The 17,203-nt window shown below is 67.8% G+C and carries 15 protein-coding genes; 10 read left to right on the top strand and 5 right to left on the bottom strand.

All coding sequences use genetic code 11. The features are described 5' to 3' along the window. Positions 1-23: 23 nt before the first annotated feature. Positions 24-872 (top strand): sulfurtransferase, encoded by an 849-nt coding sequence (locus LK996_RS11190; RefSeq protein WP_230527276.1) that lies wholly within the window; start codon positions 24-26, stop codon positions 870-872. 37 nt (positions 873-909) lie between these two features. On the opposite strand, the gene LK996_RS11185 is transcribed toward LK996_RS11190, so the two are convergent. Beyond that, entirely contained in the window at positions 910-1,665 is a 756-nt protein-coding gene (locus LK996_RS11185; protein ID WP_230527275.1) for an enoyl-CoA hydratase/isomerase family protein, read from the bottom strand. Between the two features lie 40 nt (positions 1,666-1,705). On the opposite strand from LK996_RS11185, the gene LK996_RS11180 reads away from it, so the two are divergent. Then, complete coding sequence (locus LK996_RS11180; protein WP_230527274.1) at positions 1,706-2,170, top strand: copper chaperone PCu(A)C; 465 nt, start codon at positions 1,706-1,708, stop codon at positions 2,168-2,170. A 115-nt stretch (positions 2,171-2,285) separates the two neighbouring features. Beyond that, entirely contained in the window at positions 2,286-4,268 is a 1,983-nt protein-coding gene (locus LK996_RS11175; protein WP_230527273.1) for a S8 family serine peptidase, read from the top strand. A gap of 1 nt (position 4,269) precedes the next feature. Here the strand turns inward: LK996_RS11175 and LK996_RS11170 are convergent, their stop codons facing one another. From LK996_RS11170 to LK996_RS11160, 3 genes are all read right to left on the bottom strand, one after another. Beyond that, complete coding sequence (locus LK996_RS11170; protein WP_230527271.1) at positions 4,270-4,680, bottom strand: acyl-CoA thioesterase; 411 nt, start codon at positions 4,678-4,680, stop codon at positions 4,270-4,272. After that, a complete protein-coding gene (gene uvrA / locus LK996_RS11165; RefSeq protein WP_230527269.1) occupies positions 4,677-7,655 on the bottom strand; it encodes an excinuclease ABC subunit UvrA in 2,979 nt (992 codons plus the stop codon). The genes LK996_RS11170 and uvrA overlap by 4 nt, the downstream gene beginning before the upstream one ends. Before the next feature lie 148 nt (positions 7,656-7,803). Beyond that, positions 7,804-8,829 (bottom strand): OmpA family protein, encoded by a 1,026-nt coding sequence (locus LK996_RS11160; RefSeq protein WP_230527268.1) that lies wholly within the window; start codon positions 8,827-8,829, stop codon positions 7,804-7,806. Positions 8,830-9,036: 207 nt separating this feature from the next. Here LK996_RS11160 and rplU point away from each other — a divergent pair, with 207 nt between their 5' ends. The 3 genes from rplU to obgE all read left to right on the top strand — a co-directional run bounded on the left by rplU (position 9,037) and on the right by obgE (position 10,769). After that, entirely contained in the window at positions 9,037-9,357 is a 321-nt protein-coding gene (gene rplU / locus LK996_RS11155) for a 50S ribosomal protein L21 (RefSeq protein ID WP_230527266.1), read from the top strand. Between the two features lie 12 nt (positions 9,358-9,369). Beyond that, positions 9,370-9,624 carry a 50S ribosomal protein L27 gene (rpmA, locus tag LK996_RS11150; protein ID WP_230527264.1) on the top strand — a complete coding sequence of 85 codons (255 nt, stop codon included), beginning with the start codon at positions 9,370-9,372 and terminating at the stop codon, positions 9,622-9,624. A gap of 107 nt (positions 9,625-9,731) precedes the next feature. Next, on the top strand, positions 9,732-10,769 hold the full coding sequence (gene obgE / locus LK996_RS11145; RefSeq protein ID WP_230527263.1) for a GTPase ObgE: 1,038 nt from the start codon (positions 9,732-9,734) through the stop codon (positions 10,767-10,769). A gap of 70 nt (positions 10,770-10,839) precedes the next feature. Here obgE and rpsT read toward each other — a convergent pair whose 3' ends face one another. After that, the gene (gene rpsT, locus LK996_RS11140) at positions 10,840-11,109 is read right to left on the bottom strand and encodes a 30S ribosomal protein S20 (RefSeq protein ID WP_036166639.1); all 270 of its coding nucleotides are present in this window, start codon (positions 11,107-11,109) and stop codon (positions 10,840-10,842) included. Positions 11,110-11,261: 152 nt separating this feature from the next. Here rpsT and murJ point away from each other — a divergent pair, with 152 nt between their 5' ends. The 4 genes from murJ to lspA all read left to right on the top strand — a co-directional run bounded on the left by murJ (position 11,262) and on the right by lspA (position 17,197). Continuing rightward, a complete protein-coding gene (gene murJ / locus LK996_RS11135; protein WP_230527561.1) occupies positions 11,262-12,854 on the top strand; it encodes a murein biosynthesis integral membrane protein MurJ in 1,593 nt (530 codons plus the stop codon). A 46-nt stretch (positions 12,855-12,900) separates the two neighbouring features. Beyond that, a complete protein-coding gene (locus LK996_RS11130) occupies positions 12,901-13,842 on the top strand; it encodes a bifunctional riboflavin kinase/FAD synthetase (protein WP_230527261.1) in 942 nt (313 codons plus the stop codon). A gap of 62 nt (positions 13,843-13,904) precedes the next feature. Beyond that, positions 13,905-16,697, top strand: a complete 2,793-nt coding sequence (gene ileS, locus LK996_RS11125) for an isoleucine--tRNA ligase (RefSeq protein WP_230527560.1) — start codon at positions 13,905-13,907, stop codon at positions 16,695-16,697. Further along, positions 16,697-17,197 carry a signal peptidase II gene (gene lspA, locus LK996_RS11120; RefSeq protein ID WP_255656740.1) on the top strand — a complete coding sequence of 167 codons (501 nt, stop codon included), beginning with the start codon at positions 16,697-16,699 and terminating at the stop codon, positions 17,195-17,197. The genes ileS and lspA overlap by 1 nt, the downstream gene beginning before the upstream one ends. The last annotated feature ends 6 nt before the right edge of the window (positions 17,198-17,203 follow it).

The raw sequence follows: 17,203 nt of genomic DNA, 5'->3' as shown, positions 1-17,203 counted from the left end.
CCAGGCCCGACTCGGAGGACAGGATGGCCGGCTGGAACACCCTCGTGCAGGCGGAGACCCTCTCGATCGCGCTGGGCAGGCCCGACCTGAAGGTCGTCGATGCCCGCTTCACGATCGTCAATCCGGGCGCCGGCGAAAGCGCCTTCCTCGTCGGCCACATCCCGGGCGCGGTGTACGCGCACCTGGATCGCGACCTCTCCGACATGAAGCGCACCGGCGCGGGCCGCCACCCGTGGCCGGATGCGGCGACGTTCACGCAGAAGCTCGGCGAATGGGGCATCGGGCCCGACGACCAGGTGATCGTGTACGACGATGGCGACGGCGCGCACGCGGCGCGCTTCTGGTTCCTGATGCGCATGCTCGGCCACGAGAAGGTCGCGGTGCTCGACGGCGGGTGGAACCGATGGACCGCGCTCGGTTTGCCCGTCGACACCGCGACGCGCAAGCCGATCACCACGCGCTACCACGGCAAGTTCGACGAGTCGCGCCTGCTCGATGCGGACCAGGTGCGCGAACGCCTCGACGCCGGCGACGCGCTGATCGATGCGCGCGCGGCGGATCGCTTCCGCGGCGAGAACGAAATGCTCGACCGCGTCGCCGGCCACGTGCCCGGTGCGATCAATCGCCCGTTCGCCACGAACCTCGTCGACGGCAAGTTCAAATCGCCGTCGCAACTCGCCGACGAATTCCGCGCATTGCTCGACGGCACGCCGCCCGATCGCGCGATGGTGATGTGCGGCTCGGGCGTCACCGCGTGCCATCACCTGTTGGCGATGGAACGCGCGGGCCTGCGCGGCGCGCGCCTATTCACCGGTTCGTGGAGCGGCTGGATTTCCGATCCGTCGCGACCGATCGCGACGGGCGCCGACTGACCGAATTCCCCCGAAGGCGGGGCGAGCGTCCTTCGCGTTACTTGCCGAGTCGCGCCATCAACGCGCGCAACCCCTTCTGCGTATCCGGCGCAGCCCACGCATCGACGAAACGTTCCAGCCGGATGTTCTCCGGCTGCATCGCCGCGACGACATCGGCGCGCGAGATCGCGCGCGTGCGCAGCATCGGTTCGCGCGGCAACGCGATGAGGCCTTCGAGCCACACGCGCGCACGCGTCGCGACGTCGTCGATGTTCGTGAGTTCGTCGACCAGGCCGATCGCATGCGCCGTCGCGCTGTCGATCATCTGGCCGCCGACGAGCAACCGCTCCGCGCGATGCGGCCCGACGATGCGACGCATCAGCGTTTGCACGCCTTCGGGCGCGACGAGGCCCACCTGCGTTTCGTTGAGGCCGAGGCTGAAAGGCCCTTCGGCCATGACGCGATAGTCGCAGCACAACGCGAGCACGCAGCCGCCGGCGGGCGCATGGCCCGCGAGCGCGGCGGCGACCGGCACCGGCGATTCGGCGAGCGCACGCGCGGCGTCGAAGAACGCCGACCACGCCGACATCAGCGCCGCGCGATCCTCGCCGAGCGACAACAGGAACGGAACATCCAGGCCCGCGGAGAACACCTTCGGGCCGCCCGACAACACGATGCCCTGCGCGCCGCCGTCGATCGCTTCGGCGAGCGCGGTCCGCAGGTTGTTGCACAGGTCGGGATTCAGCGCGTTGACCGGTGCGCGCGCGAGCTTGAGTTCGACGATGGGGCCGTGCGGGATGCGTTCGACGAGCATGCGGGCGAGTCCGTGGCGGAGGAAGCGGTATCATAGGCGCATGGACGCATTCCGCCGCACGCTTGCTTCGTTCGCCATCGTCGTCGCCGCCGTCGCCACGCCCGCGTGCGCGAAGGAACCCGCAGGGAAGGGCGCGTGTGTTCCCGTCGTGCGCGACGGCTGGATCCGCCTCGTGCCCGGCGGCATGCCGATGCATGGCGGCTTCGGTCGCATCGACAACACGTGCGATGCACCGGCCACGATCACCGGTGCGAAGAGCGCGGCGTACGGCAGCGTCGAACTGCACGAGACCAAGCTCGTCGACGGCGTGAGCCGGATGCGCGCGGTGCCGACGCTTTCGATCGCGGCGAACGGCAACGCCGAGTTCGAGCCCGGCGACCTGCACATGATGCTGATGGATCCGGTGTCGCCGCTGAAGGCGGGCGACAAGGTGACGATCGACTTTGCGTTGCAGGACGGCCGCAACGTGCGCGGCACGTTCATCGTGCGCGCGCCCGGCGGCTGATCGAAGCGTAAGCGCGATCGCGAGAGCGATCCGCGCAGATCCGGGAAGTGCGGGAGATGTCGGTGCGATCGTGTGCGCCGACTGTGGCAGGACTTCCACAGAGAGAGCCCTGCCGATGATTTCGTTCACTCCGATGCTGCGTCCGCTGCACGCAGCCGTCCTGGTCGCCTCGTGTGCCGGTGCGTCGCTGTCATCGGTCGCGCACGCCACGTCCCCCAACGATCCGTTCTATCCGAACCAGCAGCATCTGTTCGGGCCGCAAGGCATCGGCGCGAACCTTGCGTGGGCGACGTCGCAGGGGGCGGGCGTGCATGTCGCGGTCATCGATGCGGGCATGGCGCCGCATCCCGACCTCGATGCGGCGCTGCTGCCGGGTTACGACTTCGTCGACGACGATGCGGATGCCCGCGTGCCGTCGTGCGCATCGACGTCGGGCACGCGCGTGGCGGGCACGATCGCCGCGATCACCAACAACGCGCGTGGCATCGCGGGCGTTGCGCCGCACGCGCGCATCGTGCCGATCCGCGTGGCGCCAGGATGCGGCGGCGACGCGCAGTCCGACGACATCGGTCGCGCGATCCGCTGGGCGATCGGCGAAAAGGTCGACACCGCGCCGGTCAATGCCAACCCCGTGGAGGTCGTCAACATCAGCCTGGGCAATCGATGGTCGTGCACGCCGGCCGTGCAATCGGCGATCGACCTCGCCGTTGGTCGAGGCGTTGCCGTCGTCGTGTCCGCAGGCGACGAGGGCGCGGATGCAGGTGGCGTCGAGCCAGCGAACTGCGCCAATACGATCGCGATCGCGGGCGTCGATTCGCAGGGCCGGCGCAACGTCTTCTCGAATCATGGCGTGGCAGTCGACCTCGCCGCGCCGGGCCAGGTCTGGTGGCCGAGCGTGGACGACCGAGTGCTCGCTTACGAAGAAGGATCGGCCCATGCCGCGGCGATGGCGTCGGGCATCGCGGCCCTGGTCCAGTCGGCCGCGACGATCCCGCTGACGCCGCGCCACCTCGAAGCGATGCTGAAAACGACGTCGAGGCCATTCCCCGCGACGCCTGATCGCCCCATCGGCGCCGGCATCGCGCACGCGCCCACGGCGCTCGACTACGTGACGCAACTCTCGCGCCCCAAGTTGCGCGGTGACTACCTCATCGTGCCGTCAGGCATGAACGGATGTCTGATCGTCGGCAACAACGGGCTCGCGGAACGACCGAGCTACCATCGCTGGGGCGGCACCGGCGGTCCGGAAACCTGCGGGCTCGGCAACACGAAGACGCTGTACGACAACAAGCAAGCCGTGTGGAAGCTGCAATCGGTCACGTCGAGCGACGGGCTGTCCGCTTACATCATCCGCAGTCGCGTGAACGACAAGTGCCTCATTCGCAGCAACGGCGGCAACGCGACTACGGCTTCGCTGCACATGTTCGCGCAGAGCGCCGATACCACGTGGTGCGGGCTCGCGAATGCGGATGCACTGATCGCGAACGGGCAGGCTGCGTGGTTCCTCCACGAGCCGGTCGACGCATCACGCGACGGCGCGACGTTTACGCAAGCCGGGCTCAAGCAATTGCGCGCGACTGTCGCGTACCTCGGCTTCGATTCCGCGACGGCGCCAGGCGAGAACCGCCTGCTGGCCGACGATGGGTGGTCGTTCGAGTTGCGTGCGATGCCGCTGGTGGATGAAGCGGGCGTGCCCATCGCAGGCCTGCCGGTGCGCATTCAATCCGACAGGAACCAACTTTGCCTCGATGTCGAAGGCGGCGTCGGCGCAGGGCATCGCCTGATCACGCACGGGTGCCACGACGGTCAGAACCAGCGATTCGTCCTGGGGAACGAGCGCCTCCACGTTGGCGACGCCAAGGCCTTCTGCGTCGAGATCAAGGACGGCAACCCTGCGCTGGAAGCGCACATCGTTGCCGCCACGTGCACGGGAGCGGTGCACCAGCGATGGGGTGTCGACGGATGGGGCCGCTTCTACAGCAGGATGAACACCACCCTGTGCATGACGCTGCTTCCGAACCCCTGGCGCATGGTGTCGTATCAGTGCCAGGACGCGGGGAGGCATCCCTTGCAGTCGTTCTACTTCACCGCGCCCTGACTCACGACGCCATCGCGCGAATCGACTCCGGCAGCGGGATGGGACGCCCGCTGCGCGGATCGATCCACACCATGACCACGTGCCCGTCGGCGTACAGCGTCGCGCCGTCCGCCGATGCGATGCGATGACCGACCGTGCAACTCGTGTTGCCGACCTTGTCGCCGTACAACTCGACGACGACGTCCGACGGGTACGGGATCGGCAGCTTGTAGTTGATCTGCACCGCGGCGAGCAGCGGCATCATCGTGTCGTTGACCCATTCGCTGTCGAGCGATGCGAACCAGCGGATGCGCGCTTCTTCCAGGTAGGTCAGGAAGTTCGAGTTGTTGACGTGGTTGAACGCATCGAGGTCGCGCCAGCGCAGCATCAGCGGCATGGTGAACAACGGCGTGCGCGGCGTCCCGGCGCTCATGCCGCGGACTTCCGCTTCGGCGCCTTGGCCGCGGCCTTCGCCGCCTTCTTCGCTGCGACCTTCTCGGCCTTGGTCGGCGGGCGCGGCGCTTCCGGACGCGCCGACGGCGCAGGCTTCGTCGGCTTCGCCTCCGTGCCGAGTACCTTCGCGAGGAAGCGGCCGGTGTGCGAGTGCGCGATGCCTGCGATGTCTTCCGGCGTGCCCGAGGCGAGGATCGTGCCGCCGCGATGCCCGCCTTCCGGACCGAGGTCGATGACCCAGTCGGCGGTCTTGATCACGTCGAGGTTGTGTTCGATCACCACGATCGTGTTGCCGTCGTCGCGCAGCTTGTGCAGCACGGCGAGCAGGTGCTCGATGTCGTGGAAGTGCAGGCCGGTGGTCGGCTCGTCGAGGATGTACAGCGTGCGGCCGGTGTCGCGGCGCGAGAGTTCCTTCGACAGCTTCACGCGCTGCGCTTCGCCGCCCGAGAGCGTGGTCGCCGGCTGGCCGAGCTTGACGTAGCTCAGGCCGACGTCCATCAGCGTTTCGAGCTTGCGCGCGATCGCGGGCACCGGTTCGAACAACGACAACGCATCCTCGACCGTCATCTCCAGCACGTCGTGGATGCTGTAGCCCTTGTAGAGGATTTCCAGCGTCTCGCGGTTGTAGCGCTTGGCGTGGCACACGTCGCACGGCACGTAGACGTCGGGCAGGAAGTGCATCTCGACCTTGATCAGGCCGTCGCCCTGGCACGCTTCGCAACGGCCGCCGCGTACGTTGAACGAGAAACGCCCCGGCGAGTAACCGCGCGCACGCGCTTCCGGCACGGAGGCGAACAACTCGCGCAGCGGCGTGAACAAGCCGGTGTACGTCGCCGGATTCGAGCGCGGCGTGCGGCCGATCGGCGACTGGTCGATGTCGACGACCTTGTCGAACAGATCGAGCCCATGCACTTCGCGGTGCGGCGAAGGCTTGTGCGACGCGCCGTTGATCTCGTTCGCGGCGAGCGCGTACAGCGTGTCGTTGATCAGCGTCGACTTGCCCGAGCCCGACACGCCGGTGACGGCGGTGAACAGGCCGGCCGGGATTTCGAGGTCGACGTCCTTGAGGTTGTGGCCGCTCGCGCCGAGCAGCCGCAGCGTCATCTTCTTGTTCGGCTTGTGGCGGTGCGCAGGAATCTCGATCTGCTTCTTGCCGCTCATGTACTGGCCGGTGAGCGAGCGCGGCGCCTTGAGGATGTCGGCGAACACGCCCTGCGCGACGACTTCGCCACCGTGCACGCCCGCGCCGGGACCGATGTCGACGATATGGTCGGCCAGGCGGATCGCGTCTTCGTCGTGTTCGACGACGATGACGGTGTTGCCCAGGTCGCGCAGGCGCGTGAGCGTACCGAGCAATCGTTCGTTGTCGCGCTGGTGCAGGCCGATCGACGGTTCGTCGAGCACGTACATCACGCCGACCAGGCCCGCGCCGATCTGCGACGCAAGGCGGATGCGCTGCGCTTCGCCGCCGGAGAGCGTGTCGGCCTTGCGCTCGAGCGTGAGGTAATCCAGGCCGACGTCGACGAGGAAGCGCAGGCGCTCGGCGATTTCCTTGACGATCTTCACCGCGATCTCGCCGCGCCAGCCGGGCAGTTCGAGATGCGCGAAGAACGTCAGCGCTTCATCCACCGGCAACACGACGATGTCCGACAGCGGGCGCTCGGCGACGAACACGTTGCGCGCGCTGCGATTGAGGCGCGCGCCGCCGCACTCGACGCACGGGCGCTCGCTGATGTACTTCGCGAGTTCCTCGCGCACGGCGGCGCTTTCGGTTTCCTGGTAGCGGCGCTCGAGGTTCGGCAGGATGCCTTCGAACTTGTGCTTGCGCTGCGTGCGCCCGCCCGCTTCGGTGAGATAGGTGAAGGACACGACCTGGTTGCCGCTGCCGTACAGCACGGCCTGTCGATGCGTTTCGTCGAGTTCCTGCCACGCGGTGTCGACGTCGAACCCGAAGTGGCGCGCGAGCGATGCGATCAGCTGGAAGTAGTAGATGTTGCGGCGATCCCATCCGCGCACCGCGCCCGCGGCGAGCGAGAGTTCCGGATGCACGACCACGCGCGAAGGATCGAAGAACTGGCTCACGCCGAGGCCGTCGCACGTCGGGCATGCGCCGACCGGCGAGTTGAAGGAGAACAGGCGCGGCTCGAGTTCCGGCAGCGAGTAATCGCACACCGGGCAGCTGTACTTCGACGAGAACAGCAGCGGCGTGGCGTTGGCGTCGTCGATCTGCTGCACGATCGCCATGCCGTCGCCGAGCTTGAGCGCGGTCTCGAAGGATTCGGCGAGGCGCTGCTTGAGATCCTCGCGCACCTTGAAGCGGTCGATCACCGCTTCGATCGTGTGCTTCTGGCGCAGCGCGAGCGGCGGCACCGCGTCGATCTCGTGCAGCACGCCGTCCACGCGCACGCGCACGAAGCCCTGCGCGCGCAGTTGTTCGAAGACCTGCGCGTGTTCGCCCTTGCGTTCGCGAATCACCGGCGCGAGCAGCATCCAGCGCTGCTCGGCGAGCTTCTCGTCCTTCGCGATCGCCAGCACCTGGTCGACCATCTGGCTGATGGTCTGCGCTTCGAGCGGGAACCCGTGGTCGGGGCAGCGCGGCGTGCCGACGCGTGCGTACAGCAGGCGCAGGTAGTCGTAGATCTCGGTGATGGTGCCGACGGTCGAGCGCGGGTTGTGCGAGGTCGCTTTCTGTTCGATCGCGATCGCCGGGCTCAGGCCCTCGATGTGGTCGACGTCGGGCTTCTCCATCACGCTCAGGAACTGGCGTGCGTAGGCCGACAGCGATTCGACATAGCGGCGCTGGCCTTCGGCGTAGATCGTGTCGAAGGCGAGCGACGACTTGCCCGAACCCGACAGCCCCGTGATGACGATCAGCTTGTCCCTGGGCAGGTCGATGTCCAGGTTCTTGAGGTTGTGCGTCCGCGCGCCGCGGATGCGGATGAAATCCATCGCCATCGAAAGTGGGGTCCGTGCAGGAGAGCCGTGGCCGAACAGGGGAGCGTATCGAGCCAACTAGGTGGGGGCAAATCGCCGATGCGCAAACCTGTGCGCGCGTCGGCGCACAGGTTGCGACTCAGGCTCCTGAACGGGCCGCGCAGCTCGATCAACGCAGGACCGTGAACTCCATGCGGCGGTTCTTCGCCCGCCCTTCCTCGGTGTTGTTGTCGGCCACCGGCTTGTCCTGGCCGTAGCCCTGGCTGGTGAGGTTGCCCGGGTCGACGCCGTCCTTCACCAGCTGCGTCACCACGGCGGCCGCGCGATCGCGCGAGAGCGTGAGGTTGGCCGCGGCATCGCCGGTGTTGTCGGTGTGGCCGCCGACTTCGATCCGCGTGCCGGCCGGTGCGGCCTTGATGACGCTGGCCGCCTTCGTGAGGATCGCCATGCTGTCGGCGGAGATCGTCGCGCTGTCGGTCTCGAAGTGGATCGTCATCAGGTTCAGCGCCTTCACCAGCTCGTCTGCGTTGAAGGTGCGGCCGACGAGTGCGTCGAGCGCCGCGCCCGCGTCGGGCAGGTCGATGACCGGCGGGGTGATCGCCGGCGCAGCGACGGTGGATGGCGTGGACACGGAGGCGACCGGCGCGGTTTCGCGCTTGCAACTGCGGAAGGCGAGGAAGGCGATCAGCGCGAGCGCGATGATCGCGATCCACGGCAACCAGCGGCTCATGCCGCCGCCCGCGGCGCGCACCACGTCGCCTCCCGCGGCCGCCGCGGCGCGCGCGCCGCCACTGACCGCCGCTGCACCGCCGCCGAGGAGGCCTGCGAGGCTCGCCGGGATCGAGGTCGGCATCTTGCCGCCCTCGGTCAGGCCGTTCACGACATTGGGCAACAGGCCGCTGAGCGCGCCGGACACGGTGCCGCGATCCAGGCCGAGCTTGCCGGCCATGTCGCCGATGGCCGAAGCACCGAGCACGTTTTCGACCTGGCCCGGGGCAATGGGCTGGTTCGGCCCGCCGCCGACCCAGGACTGGACCATGTCGCCCATGCCCTGCTGGCGGAAGCGGTCGAGGAAACCGGCGAATCCGCCGGACTGGTTGAACATCAGGCCGGTCAGCAACGCGAGCAGCTGGCGGACCTTGTCGGCGCCGATGCCGAAGCGGCCGGCGACCTGGTCGATGAGACCCTCGAACATGGGACGTTCCTCCCGAAGCGGTGGTGGGGAGCGCCGCGCCCCTCAGTCGCGGGCCCCGCATTTAGGCACCCGCGGGGGTTAAAGCGGCATCACACCGGCCGATGTCGGGTGGAGTTGACCGTAACCCGCTGAAACCCCTAGAATTCCGCTTCTGTTCGCCCTCGATGGCGGGCAGCGACCACAATAACTACAGAGGAAGGCTTGGTCATGTACGCAGTCCTGGTCACCGGCGGTAAGCAATACCGCGTGATGCAAGGCGAAACGCTCCGCGTCGAGTTGCTCGACGTCGAAGCCGGCAGCTCGGTCACGTTCGACAACGTGCTCATGCTCGGCGACGGCGAAGGCGTGACTCTCGGCGACGCCCTCAAGGGCGCGAGCGTCACCGCCACCGTCAAGGGTCACGGCCGCGCCGACAAGGTGCGCATCGTGAAGTTCCGCCGCCGCAAGCACCATCGCAAGCAGATGGGCCATCGGCAGCACTACACCGAAATCGAGATCACCGGCATCGCCGGTGGTTCCAAGAAGTAAGGAGCAGCAGCCATGGCACATAAAAAGGGCGTAGGTTCTTCGCGCAACGGCCGCGACTCCAATCCGAAGTACCTCGGCGTGAAGCTGTACGGTGGCCAGGTTGTCGAAGCCGGCAACATCATCGTGCGCCAGCGCGGTACGCAGTTCCATCCGGGTGGCGGCGTCGGCGTCGGCCGCGACCACACCCTGTTCGCGCTGGTCGACGGCAAGGTCGAGTTCTCGACCAAGGGCCCGAAGAAGCGCCGCACCGTCAGCGTCGTCGCGTAATCTCGACGCGCTGGTGTGCGACGAGCCCCGCTCCGGCGGGGCTTGTCGTTTGTAGCTCCCGAAAAATTCGAATCGCAACGCAACGCAACGCCCGCACGGATCGCCCCATGAAGCTCGTCGACGAAGCAGAAATCACCGTGACCGCCGGCAATGGCGGCAACGGCTCCATCAGTTTCCGGCGCGAGAAGTTCATCCCGCTCGGCGGTCCCGACGGCGGCGATGGCGGCGACGGCGGCAACGTGTATTTGCAGGCCGACGAGAACCTCAACACGCTCGTCGACTTCCGCCACCAGAAGCAGTTCCGCGCGCAACGCGGCGAGAACGGCATGAGCCGCCAGATGTACGGCAAGGGCGGCGAGGACATCACGATCACGGTGCCGGTCGGCACGGTCGTGCACAACGTCGAGACCGATGAAGTCATCGGCGACCTCACCGCGAATGGCGAGCGCCTGCTGGTCGCGCGCGGCGGCAAGGGCGGCCTCGGCAACATGCATTTCAAGAGTTCGATCAATCGCTCGCCGCGTCGCGCGACGCCTGGCGCCGAAGGCGAGATGCGCACGCTGCGCCTGGAACTCAAACTGCTCGCGGACGTCGGCCTGCTCGGCTTCCCGAACGCGGGCAAGTCGACCTTCATCCGCGCGGTGTCCGCCGCGACGCCGAAGGTCGCGGACTATCCGTTCACCACGCTCTATCCGAACCTCGGCGTCGTCAGCGTCGAACCGCACCGCAGCTTCGTCATCGCCGACATCCCCGGCCTGATCGAAGGCGCGGCGGAAGGCGCGGGCCTCGGCAGCCTGTTCCTGCGCCATGTGCAGCGCACGCGCCTGTTGCTGCACCTGGTCGATCTCGCGCCGATGGAAGGCGGCGTCGAAGCCTCGCCGGCCGAACAGGTCCGCGCGATCGAACACGAGTTGCGCAAGTACGATCCGGGCATGCTCGAGAAGCCCCGCTGGCTCGTGTTGAACAAGGCCGACCTGATGTTCGAGGACGAAGCGCGCGAGAAGGCCGAGGCCGTCGTGCGCGAACTCGGATGGACGCAGCCGTGGTACCTCGTGTCGGCCATCGGCCGCGAAGGCACGTGGCCGATCATGCTCGAGGTGCAGACGTTCTTCGATCGCCTGCGCGAGGAGCAGCTCGATGTCTGATGCCTGCGTGCAGGCAACAAAAAACCCCGCCGAGGCGGGGTTTCTTGCGAAAGCTGCTGCGGCGCCGGTATCAGGCGGCCTGCAGGGCCTTGATGCGCGCGGTGAGGCGGCTCTTGTGACGGGCGGCCTTGTTCTTGTGGATCAGGCCACGCGAGCTGAAGCGATCGAGGATCGGCTGGGCGACAACGAACGCGGCCTGGGCGGCAGCGGCATCGTTGGCGTCGAGCGCCTTCAGCACCTTCTTGACGGCGGTGCGCAGCATCGAGCGCTGAGCGGCGTTGCGAGCGTTGCGCACGACGGTCTGCTTGGCGCGCTTCTTGGCGGACTTGATATTGGCCACGACGGGAATCCTGGGGAATCGATGAAGAAAAAGATGGGGTGGGACGGCACAACGAAGCGCGGAAGTATGGACGCATCAATCACTTGCGTCAACCCGCGGGCTTGCGTCAACCAGCGGGTCACCGCATGACCGCTGCCTCCCAGCGCCCCCGCATGCTCCGGGGCATCCTGTCGTTCGGCAGCATGACCATGGTCAGCCGGGTGTTCGGCCTGGTCCGCGACATGGTCATCAACGCCGTGTTCGGCGCCAACGCCGCCACGGATGCGTTCTGGGTCGCCTTCCGCATCCCGAACTTCATGCGCCGGCTGTTCGCCGAAGGGTCGTTTTCGACCGCCTTCGTCCCCGTCTTCACGGAGGTCAAGGAGAAGCGCAGCCACGAGGAACTGAAGGAGCTGATGGCCCGCACCGCCGGCACGCTGGGCGGGGTGCTGCTGGTGATCGTCGCGCTGGGCGTGCTGTTCGCCCCGCAGGTCACGCTGCTGTTCTCGCCGGGCGCGGCGGACGAGCCGGCGAAGTTCTCGATGACGGTGCAGCTGCTGCGGCTGACGTTCCCGTTCCTGTTGTTCGTGTCGCTGACTGCGCTCGCGGCCGGCGCGCTCAACAGCTTCCAGCGCTTCGGCATGCCGGCGCTGACGCCGGTGATCCTCAATCTGTGCATGATCGCCGGCGCTTTGTGGCTCAGCCCCATGCTCGACGTGCCGATCCTCGCGCTCGGCTGGGCGATCCTCGTCGCGGGCGTGCTGCAGTTGCTGTTCCAGTTCCCGCAACTGGCGAAGCTCGACCTGCTGGTGTGGCCGAAGTGGGGCGCCGCCCACGCGGGCGTGCGTCGCGTGATGAAGCTGATGGTGCCGACGCTGTTCGGTTCGTCGGTCGCGCAGATCAACCTGCTGCTCGACACGATCATCGCGTCGTTGCTGATCGCCGGTTCGCAGACGTGGCTGTCGCAGGCCGATCGCTTCCTCGAATTGCCGCTCGGCGTGTTCGGCGTCGCGCTGGGCACGGTGATCCTGCCGGCGCTCGCGCGTCATCACGTCAACACCGATCGCGAAGGCTTCTCCAACGCGCTCGACTGGGGCCTGCGCACGACGATGATGATCGCGATCCCGGCGATGCTCGGCCTGATGCTGCTCGCCGTGCCGCTGGTGTCGACGCTGTTCCAGCATGGCCAGTTCACCGCGTTCGACACGCACATGGCGGCGTTGTCGGTGTTCGGCCTGAGCTTCGGCCTGCCGGCCTTCGCGCTGGTGAAGGTCGTGCTGCCCGCGTTCTACGCGCGCCAGGACACGACGACGCCGGTGCGCGCGGGCGTGGCATCGCTGATCGCGAACATGGTGTTCAACGGGCTGTTCCTCGCGATCCTGTACCTGCTGTGGGTGCCGGAAGAACTGCGCCACGTCCCGGTCCTCGTCGCGCTGGCCAAGGTGCCCGGCCTGCATTTCGCGCTGGGCCTTGCGAGCGCGGCGGCGAGCTACCTCAACCTCCTGCTGCTGTGGCGGTGGTTGCGGCAGGCGGGCGTGTACGAACGCAAACCGGGGTGGGGCAAGTTCCTGATGCGCCTGGGCGCGGCGTGCAGTGCGATGACGCTGTGCCTGCTCGCGGGCCTGAAGTGGGCGCCGGATTTCACGGTCGTGCCGGTGATGGAGCGGGTCCTGTGGCTCGGCCTGCTGGTCGGCGGCGGCGCGCTCGTCTATTTCGCTTCGATGGTCGCGCTGGGCTTCCGCCTGTCGGACCTCAGGGAACACTAGGTTGCCGGGCGGGCGGGGCGGGGCGCCCGCTATACTCCCGCGTTCCATGAGCAGGCTGTTCCGTGACGTCGAAGGCGGGCCCTTGTGCCCCCAAGGCAGCGTGGTCTGCATCGGCGCCTTCGACGGCCTCCATCTCGGCCATCGCGCGCTGGTGCGCCGCGCCGTCGAACGTGCGCGCGCGCTCGGCGTGCCCGCGGTCGTGCTCACGTTCGAACCGCTGCCGCGCGAGTTCTTCGCACCGCAGGATCCGCCGCCGCGCCTCACGCTCGCCCGTGCGAAGTTCGAGCAACTGCGCGCGCTCGGCGTCGATGTCGTCGGCCTGCTGCGCTTCGATGCGAAGCTCGCGTCGATGACCGCCGAGCGCTTCGTGCGCGAAGTGCTGATCGACCGCCTGCAGGCGCGCGAAACCTGGATCGGCCCCGACTTCCGCTTCGGCAAGGGGCGCGCGGGCGACCTCGCGTTGTTGCGCTCGTTCGACACCTTTGAATCGCACGCGATCCACCCCATTGTCGTGGATGGCGAACGTGTTTCCAGCACGCGCATCCGCGAGGCGCTGACGTCCGGCGACTTCGATGCGGCGGAACGCTGGCTCGGTCGCCGCTACGCGATCGGCGGGCGCGTGGTGCGCGGCAAGCAACTCGGGCGCACGCTCGGCTTTCCGACCGCGAACCTGCGCTACGGCCGCCGTCGTCCGCCGCTGCAGGGCATCTTCGCCACGCGCGTGCACGGGCTCGGCGATGCGCCGGTCGATTCGGTGTCGAGCTTCGGCACGCGGCCGACGGTCGCGGGCGTGGAGCCCCTGCTCGAGGCGCACCTGTTCGATTTCGACGGCGACCTGTACGGTCGTCGCATCGAAGTCGAGTTCATCGCGAAGCTGCGCGACGAACTCGCCTTCGCCGACCTGCCTGCGCTCGTCGCGCAGATGCACCGCGACGCCGACCAGGCGCGCGATCTCCTTTCCACCTTTTCGCAACAGGCTTGCGCGTGACCCACGATCGCGACCCCAACCAGTACAAGGCCACCATCCATCTCCCCGCGACGGAATTCCCGATGCGCGGCGACCTGCCCAAGCGCGAGCCCGAAACGCTCGCGCGCTGGGAGGCCGAAGGCCTGTACGCGCAGATCCGCGCGAAGGCGCAGGGCCGCCCGACGTTCGTGCTGCACGACGGCCCGCCGTACGCGAACGGCCAGATCCACATCGGCCATGCGGTCAACAAGGTCCTCAAGGACATGGTGGTGAAGTCGAAGCTGCTCTCGGGCTTCGACGCGCCTTACGTGCCCGGCTGGGATTGCCACGGCCTGCCGATCGAACTCGTCGTGGAGAAGAAGTTCGGCAAGGTCGGCACCAAGCTCGACGCCGCCGAATTCCGCGCGAAGTGCCGCGAATACGCGGGCGAGCAGATCGACGCGCAGCGCCGCGACTTCAAGCGCCTGGGCGTGACCGGCGAATGGGATCGCCCGTATCGCACGATGGATTTCCGCTACGAGGCGGACATGCTGCGCGCGCTCGCGAAGATCGTCGATCGCGGGCATCTGTCGCGCGGCGTGAAGCCGGTGCACTGGTGCTTCGATTGCGGATCGGCGCTCGCCGAGGCGGAGATCGAATACCAGGACAAGAGTTCGCCGGCGGTCGATGTCGCGTATCGCGCGCGCCAGTCGCAGCAGCTCGCGTCGGCGTTCGGCGTCGCGTTGCCCGAAGGCGTCGATGTCGCCGTGCCGATCTGGACCACGACGCCGTGGACGCTGCCGGCGAGCCTCGCGGTCACGCTCGGTCCCGAACTCGATTACGTGCTGGTCGAAGGCCCGGTGCAGCGCGACGGCACGCGCCTGTGGCTCGTGCTCGCCGAAGCGCTCGCCGAGAAGGCGCTCGCGCGTTACGGCGTGACCGACCTCGTCGTGCATGGGCGCGCGCTCGGCACCGAACTCGAAGGCCAGCGCCTGCAGCATCCGTTCTATGACCGTGAGATCCCGCTGATCCTCGGCGAACACGTGTCCGCCGAGGACGGCACCGGCGCCGTGCACACCGCGCCCGGCCACGGCCAGGAAGACTTCGCGGTCGGCCTGCATTACGGCCTCACCGACGCGTACACCGCGGCGCAGGTGAACCCGGTCGACGCGCGCGGCGTGTACCTGCCGTCGACGCCCGAAGCCAATGGCGTCGCGCTCGCCGGCCTGCACATCTGGAAGGCCAACGACACGATCGTCGAAGTGCTGCGCGACAACGGCGCGCTGCTCGCGCACGCGACGCTCGTGCACAGCTATCCGCACTGCTGGCGCCACAAGACGCCGGTGGCGTTCCGCGCGACGCCACAGTGGTTCATCTCGATGGAACAGGCGGGCCTGCGCCGCGACGCGTTGTCGTCGATCGGCAAGGTGGAGTTCTTCCCCGAGTGGGGCGAGGCGCGCATCTTCGCGATGGTCGAGGGCCGTCCCGACTGGTGCATCTCGCGCCAGCGCACGTGGGGCGTGCCGATCGCGTTGTTCGTCGATCGCGAAACGGGCGAACCGCATCCCGATTCCCCGGCGCTGATGCGCAAGGTCGCCGAGCGCGTCGAACAGGCGGGCGTCGATGCGTGGTACGCGCTCGATGCAGCCGACCTGCTCGGCGCAGATGCACCGCGGTACGACAAGGTCACCGACATCCTCGACGTCTGGTTCGATTCCGGCGCGAGCCACGAGTGCGTGCTCGCGCAGCGTCCGGACGACATGCTGCGCAAGCCGGCCGACCTGTATCTCGAAGGCTCCGACCAGCATCGCGGCTGGTTCCAGTCCTCGCTGCTCACGGGCGTGGCGATGGATGGCGTCGCGCCGTATCGGCAGGTCCTCACGCACGGCTTCACGGTCGACCAGAACGGTCGCAAGATGTCGAAGTCGCTGGGCAACACGATCGAACCGCAGCGCGTGATCGACCAGATGGGCGCCGACGTGCTGCGCATGTGGATCGCGTCCACCGACTACAACAACGAGATCGCCGTCTCCGACGAGATCCTCAAGCGCACCGGCGAGGTCTATCGCCGCATCCGCAACACCGCGCGCTTCCTGCTGGGCAACCTGCACGGCTTCGATCCGTCGCGCGATCTCGCGCCGCTCGACGCGATGGTCGCGCTCGATCGCTGGATCGTGCATCGCGCGTTCGCGTTGCAGGAGAAGATCGTCGCCGCGTACGCGCGCTACGACTTCGCCGAGATCGTGCAGTCGCTGGTGAACTTCTGCAGCGTCGACCTCGGCGCGCTGTACCTCGACGTCACCAAGGACCGCCTGTACACGCTGCGCGAGGACTCGCCGGCGCGTCGTTCGGCGCAGTCGGCGATGTACCGCATCAGCGAAGCCTTCGTGCGCTGGATCGCGCCGGTGCTGACGTTCACCGCGGATGAAATGTGGCGCCACCTGCCGGGCGAACGCGACGGCAACGTGCTGTTCGCGACGTGGTACGACGGTCTCGCGCCGCTCGGCGACGATGCGGTGTTGTCGCTCGAAGACATGGAACGCCTGCTCGCGTTGCGCGACGACGTCGCCAAGGTGCTCGAACCGATGCGCGCGAACGGTGCGATCGGCGCGGCGCTGGAAGCGGAGATCGGCCTGCGCTGCGGCGTGGCCGACCAAGGCTGGCTCGCGCCGCTGGTCGACGAACTGCGCTTCCTGCTGATCAGCGGCGACGTGCACCTGGTCGCCGACGACAATTCGCACGAGATCTCGGTGACCGCGGCGCCCACGCAGAAGACCAAGTGCGTGCGCTGCTGGCAGCATCGCGGCGACGTGGGCGCGGTGCTCGCGCATCCGCAACTGTGCGGCCGCTGCGTCGACAATGTCGAAGGCCCCGGCGAATCGAGGATGTACTTCTGATGACGAAGGTGTCGCCCAACGCAACGCCGTGGCTCGCCGTGTCGGCGCTGGTCATCGTGCTCGACCAGCTCACGAAGGAATGGGTCCTCAAGGCGCTGCCCGAATACCAGGCCGTGCCCGTCATCGAGGGGTTCTGGAACTGGTACCGCAGCTACAACACCGGCGCCGCCTTCAGTTTCCTGAGCGATGCCGGCGGCTGGCAGAAGTGGATGTTCACCGCGCTGGCCTTCGTCATCAGCGGCCTGCTGACGGTGTGGCTGTCGCGCACGCCGCGCCGCGACTGGCGCACGGCCGCCCCGTTCGCGCTGGTGATCGGCGGCGCGCTGGGCAACGTGATCGACCGGCTGCGCCACGGCCACGTGGTCGATTTCATCCAGTGGCACTGGCAGGACCACGCCTGGCCGGCCTTCAACGTGGCCGATTCGGCCATCGTCGTGGGCGCGATCGGGATCGCCCTGTTCGGCTTGTTGCAAGGCAAGCAGGCGAAGGAAGCGCGATAATCGCGG

Source organism: Noviluteimonas lactosilytica (genome assembly GCF_020866925.1).
Lineage (GTDB): Bacteria > Pseudomonadota > Gammaproteobacteria > Xanthomonadales > Xanthomonadaceae > Noviluteimonas > Noviluteimonas lactosilytica.
Note: the sequence above shows the minus strand (reverse complement) of the source record. Positions and strands in the feature narration are given on the sequence as shown.

What these genes read in the sequence shown, in the direction of transcription:
- LK996_RS11190 (WP_230527276.1), top strand. Translation starts at nt 24, where the DNA reads ATGGCCGGCTGGAACACCCTCGTGCAGGCGGAGACCCTCTCGATCGCG.
- LK996_RS11185 (WP_230527275.1), bottom strand. Translation starts at nt 1,665, where the DNA reads ATGCTCGTCGAACGCATCCCGCACGGCCCCATCGTCGAACTCAAGCTC.
- LK996_RS11180 (WP_230527274.1), top strand. Translation starts at nt 1,706, where the DNA reads ATGGACGCATTCCGCCGCACGCTTGCTTCGTTCGCCATCGTCGTCGCC.
- LK996_RS11175 (WP_230527273.1), top strand. Translation starts at nt 2,286, where the DNA reads ATGATTTCGTTCACTCCGATGCTGCGTCCGCTGCACGCAGCCGTCCTG.
- LK996_RS11170 (WP_230527271.1), bottom strand. Translation starts at nt 4,680, where the DNA reads ATGAGCGCCGGGACGCCGCGCACGCCGTTGTTCACCATGCCGCTGATG.
- uvrA (WP_230527269.1), bottom strand. Translation starts at nt 7,655, where the DNA reads ATGGCGATGGATTTCATCCGCATCCGCGGCGCGCGGACGCACAACCTC.
- LK996_RS11160 (WP_230527268.1), bottom strand. Translation starts at nt 8,829, where the DNA reads ATGTTCGAGGGTCTCATCGACCAGGTCGCCGGCCGCTTCGGCATCGGC.
- rplU (WP_230527266.1), top strand. Translation starts at nt 9,037, where the DNA reads ATGTACGCAGTCCTGGTCACCGGCGGTAAGCAATACCGCGTGATGCAA.
- rpmA (WP_230527264.1), top strand. Translation starts at nt 9,370, where the DNA reads ATGGCACATAAAAAGGGCGTAGGTTCTTCGCGCAACGGCCGCGACTCC.
- obgE (WP_230527263.1), top strand. Translation starts at nt 9,732, where the DNA reads ATGAAGCTCGTCGACGAAGCAGAAATCACCGTGACCGCCGGCAATGGC.
- murJ (WP_230527561.1), top strand. Translation starts at nt 11,262, where the DNA reads ATGCTCCGGGGCATCCTGTCGTTCGGCAGCATGACCATGGTCAGCCGG.
- LK996_RS11130 (WP_230527261.1), top strand. Translation starts at nt 12,901, where the DNA reads ATGAGCAGGCTGTTCCGTGACGTCGAAGGCGGGCCCTTGTGCCCCCAA.
- ileS (WP_230527560.1), top strand. Translation starts at nt 13,905, where the DNA reads ATGCGCGGCGACCTGCCCAAGCGCGAGCCCGAAACGCTCGCGCGCTGG.
- lspA (WP_255656740.1), top strand. Translation starts at nt 16,697, where the DNA reads ATGACGAAGGTGTCGCCCAACGCAACGCCGTGGCTCGCCGTGTCGGCG.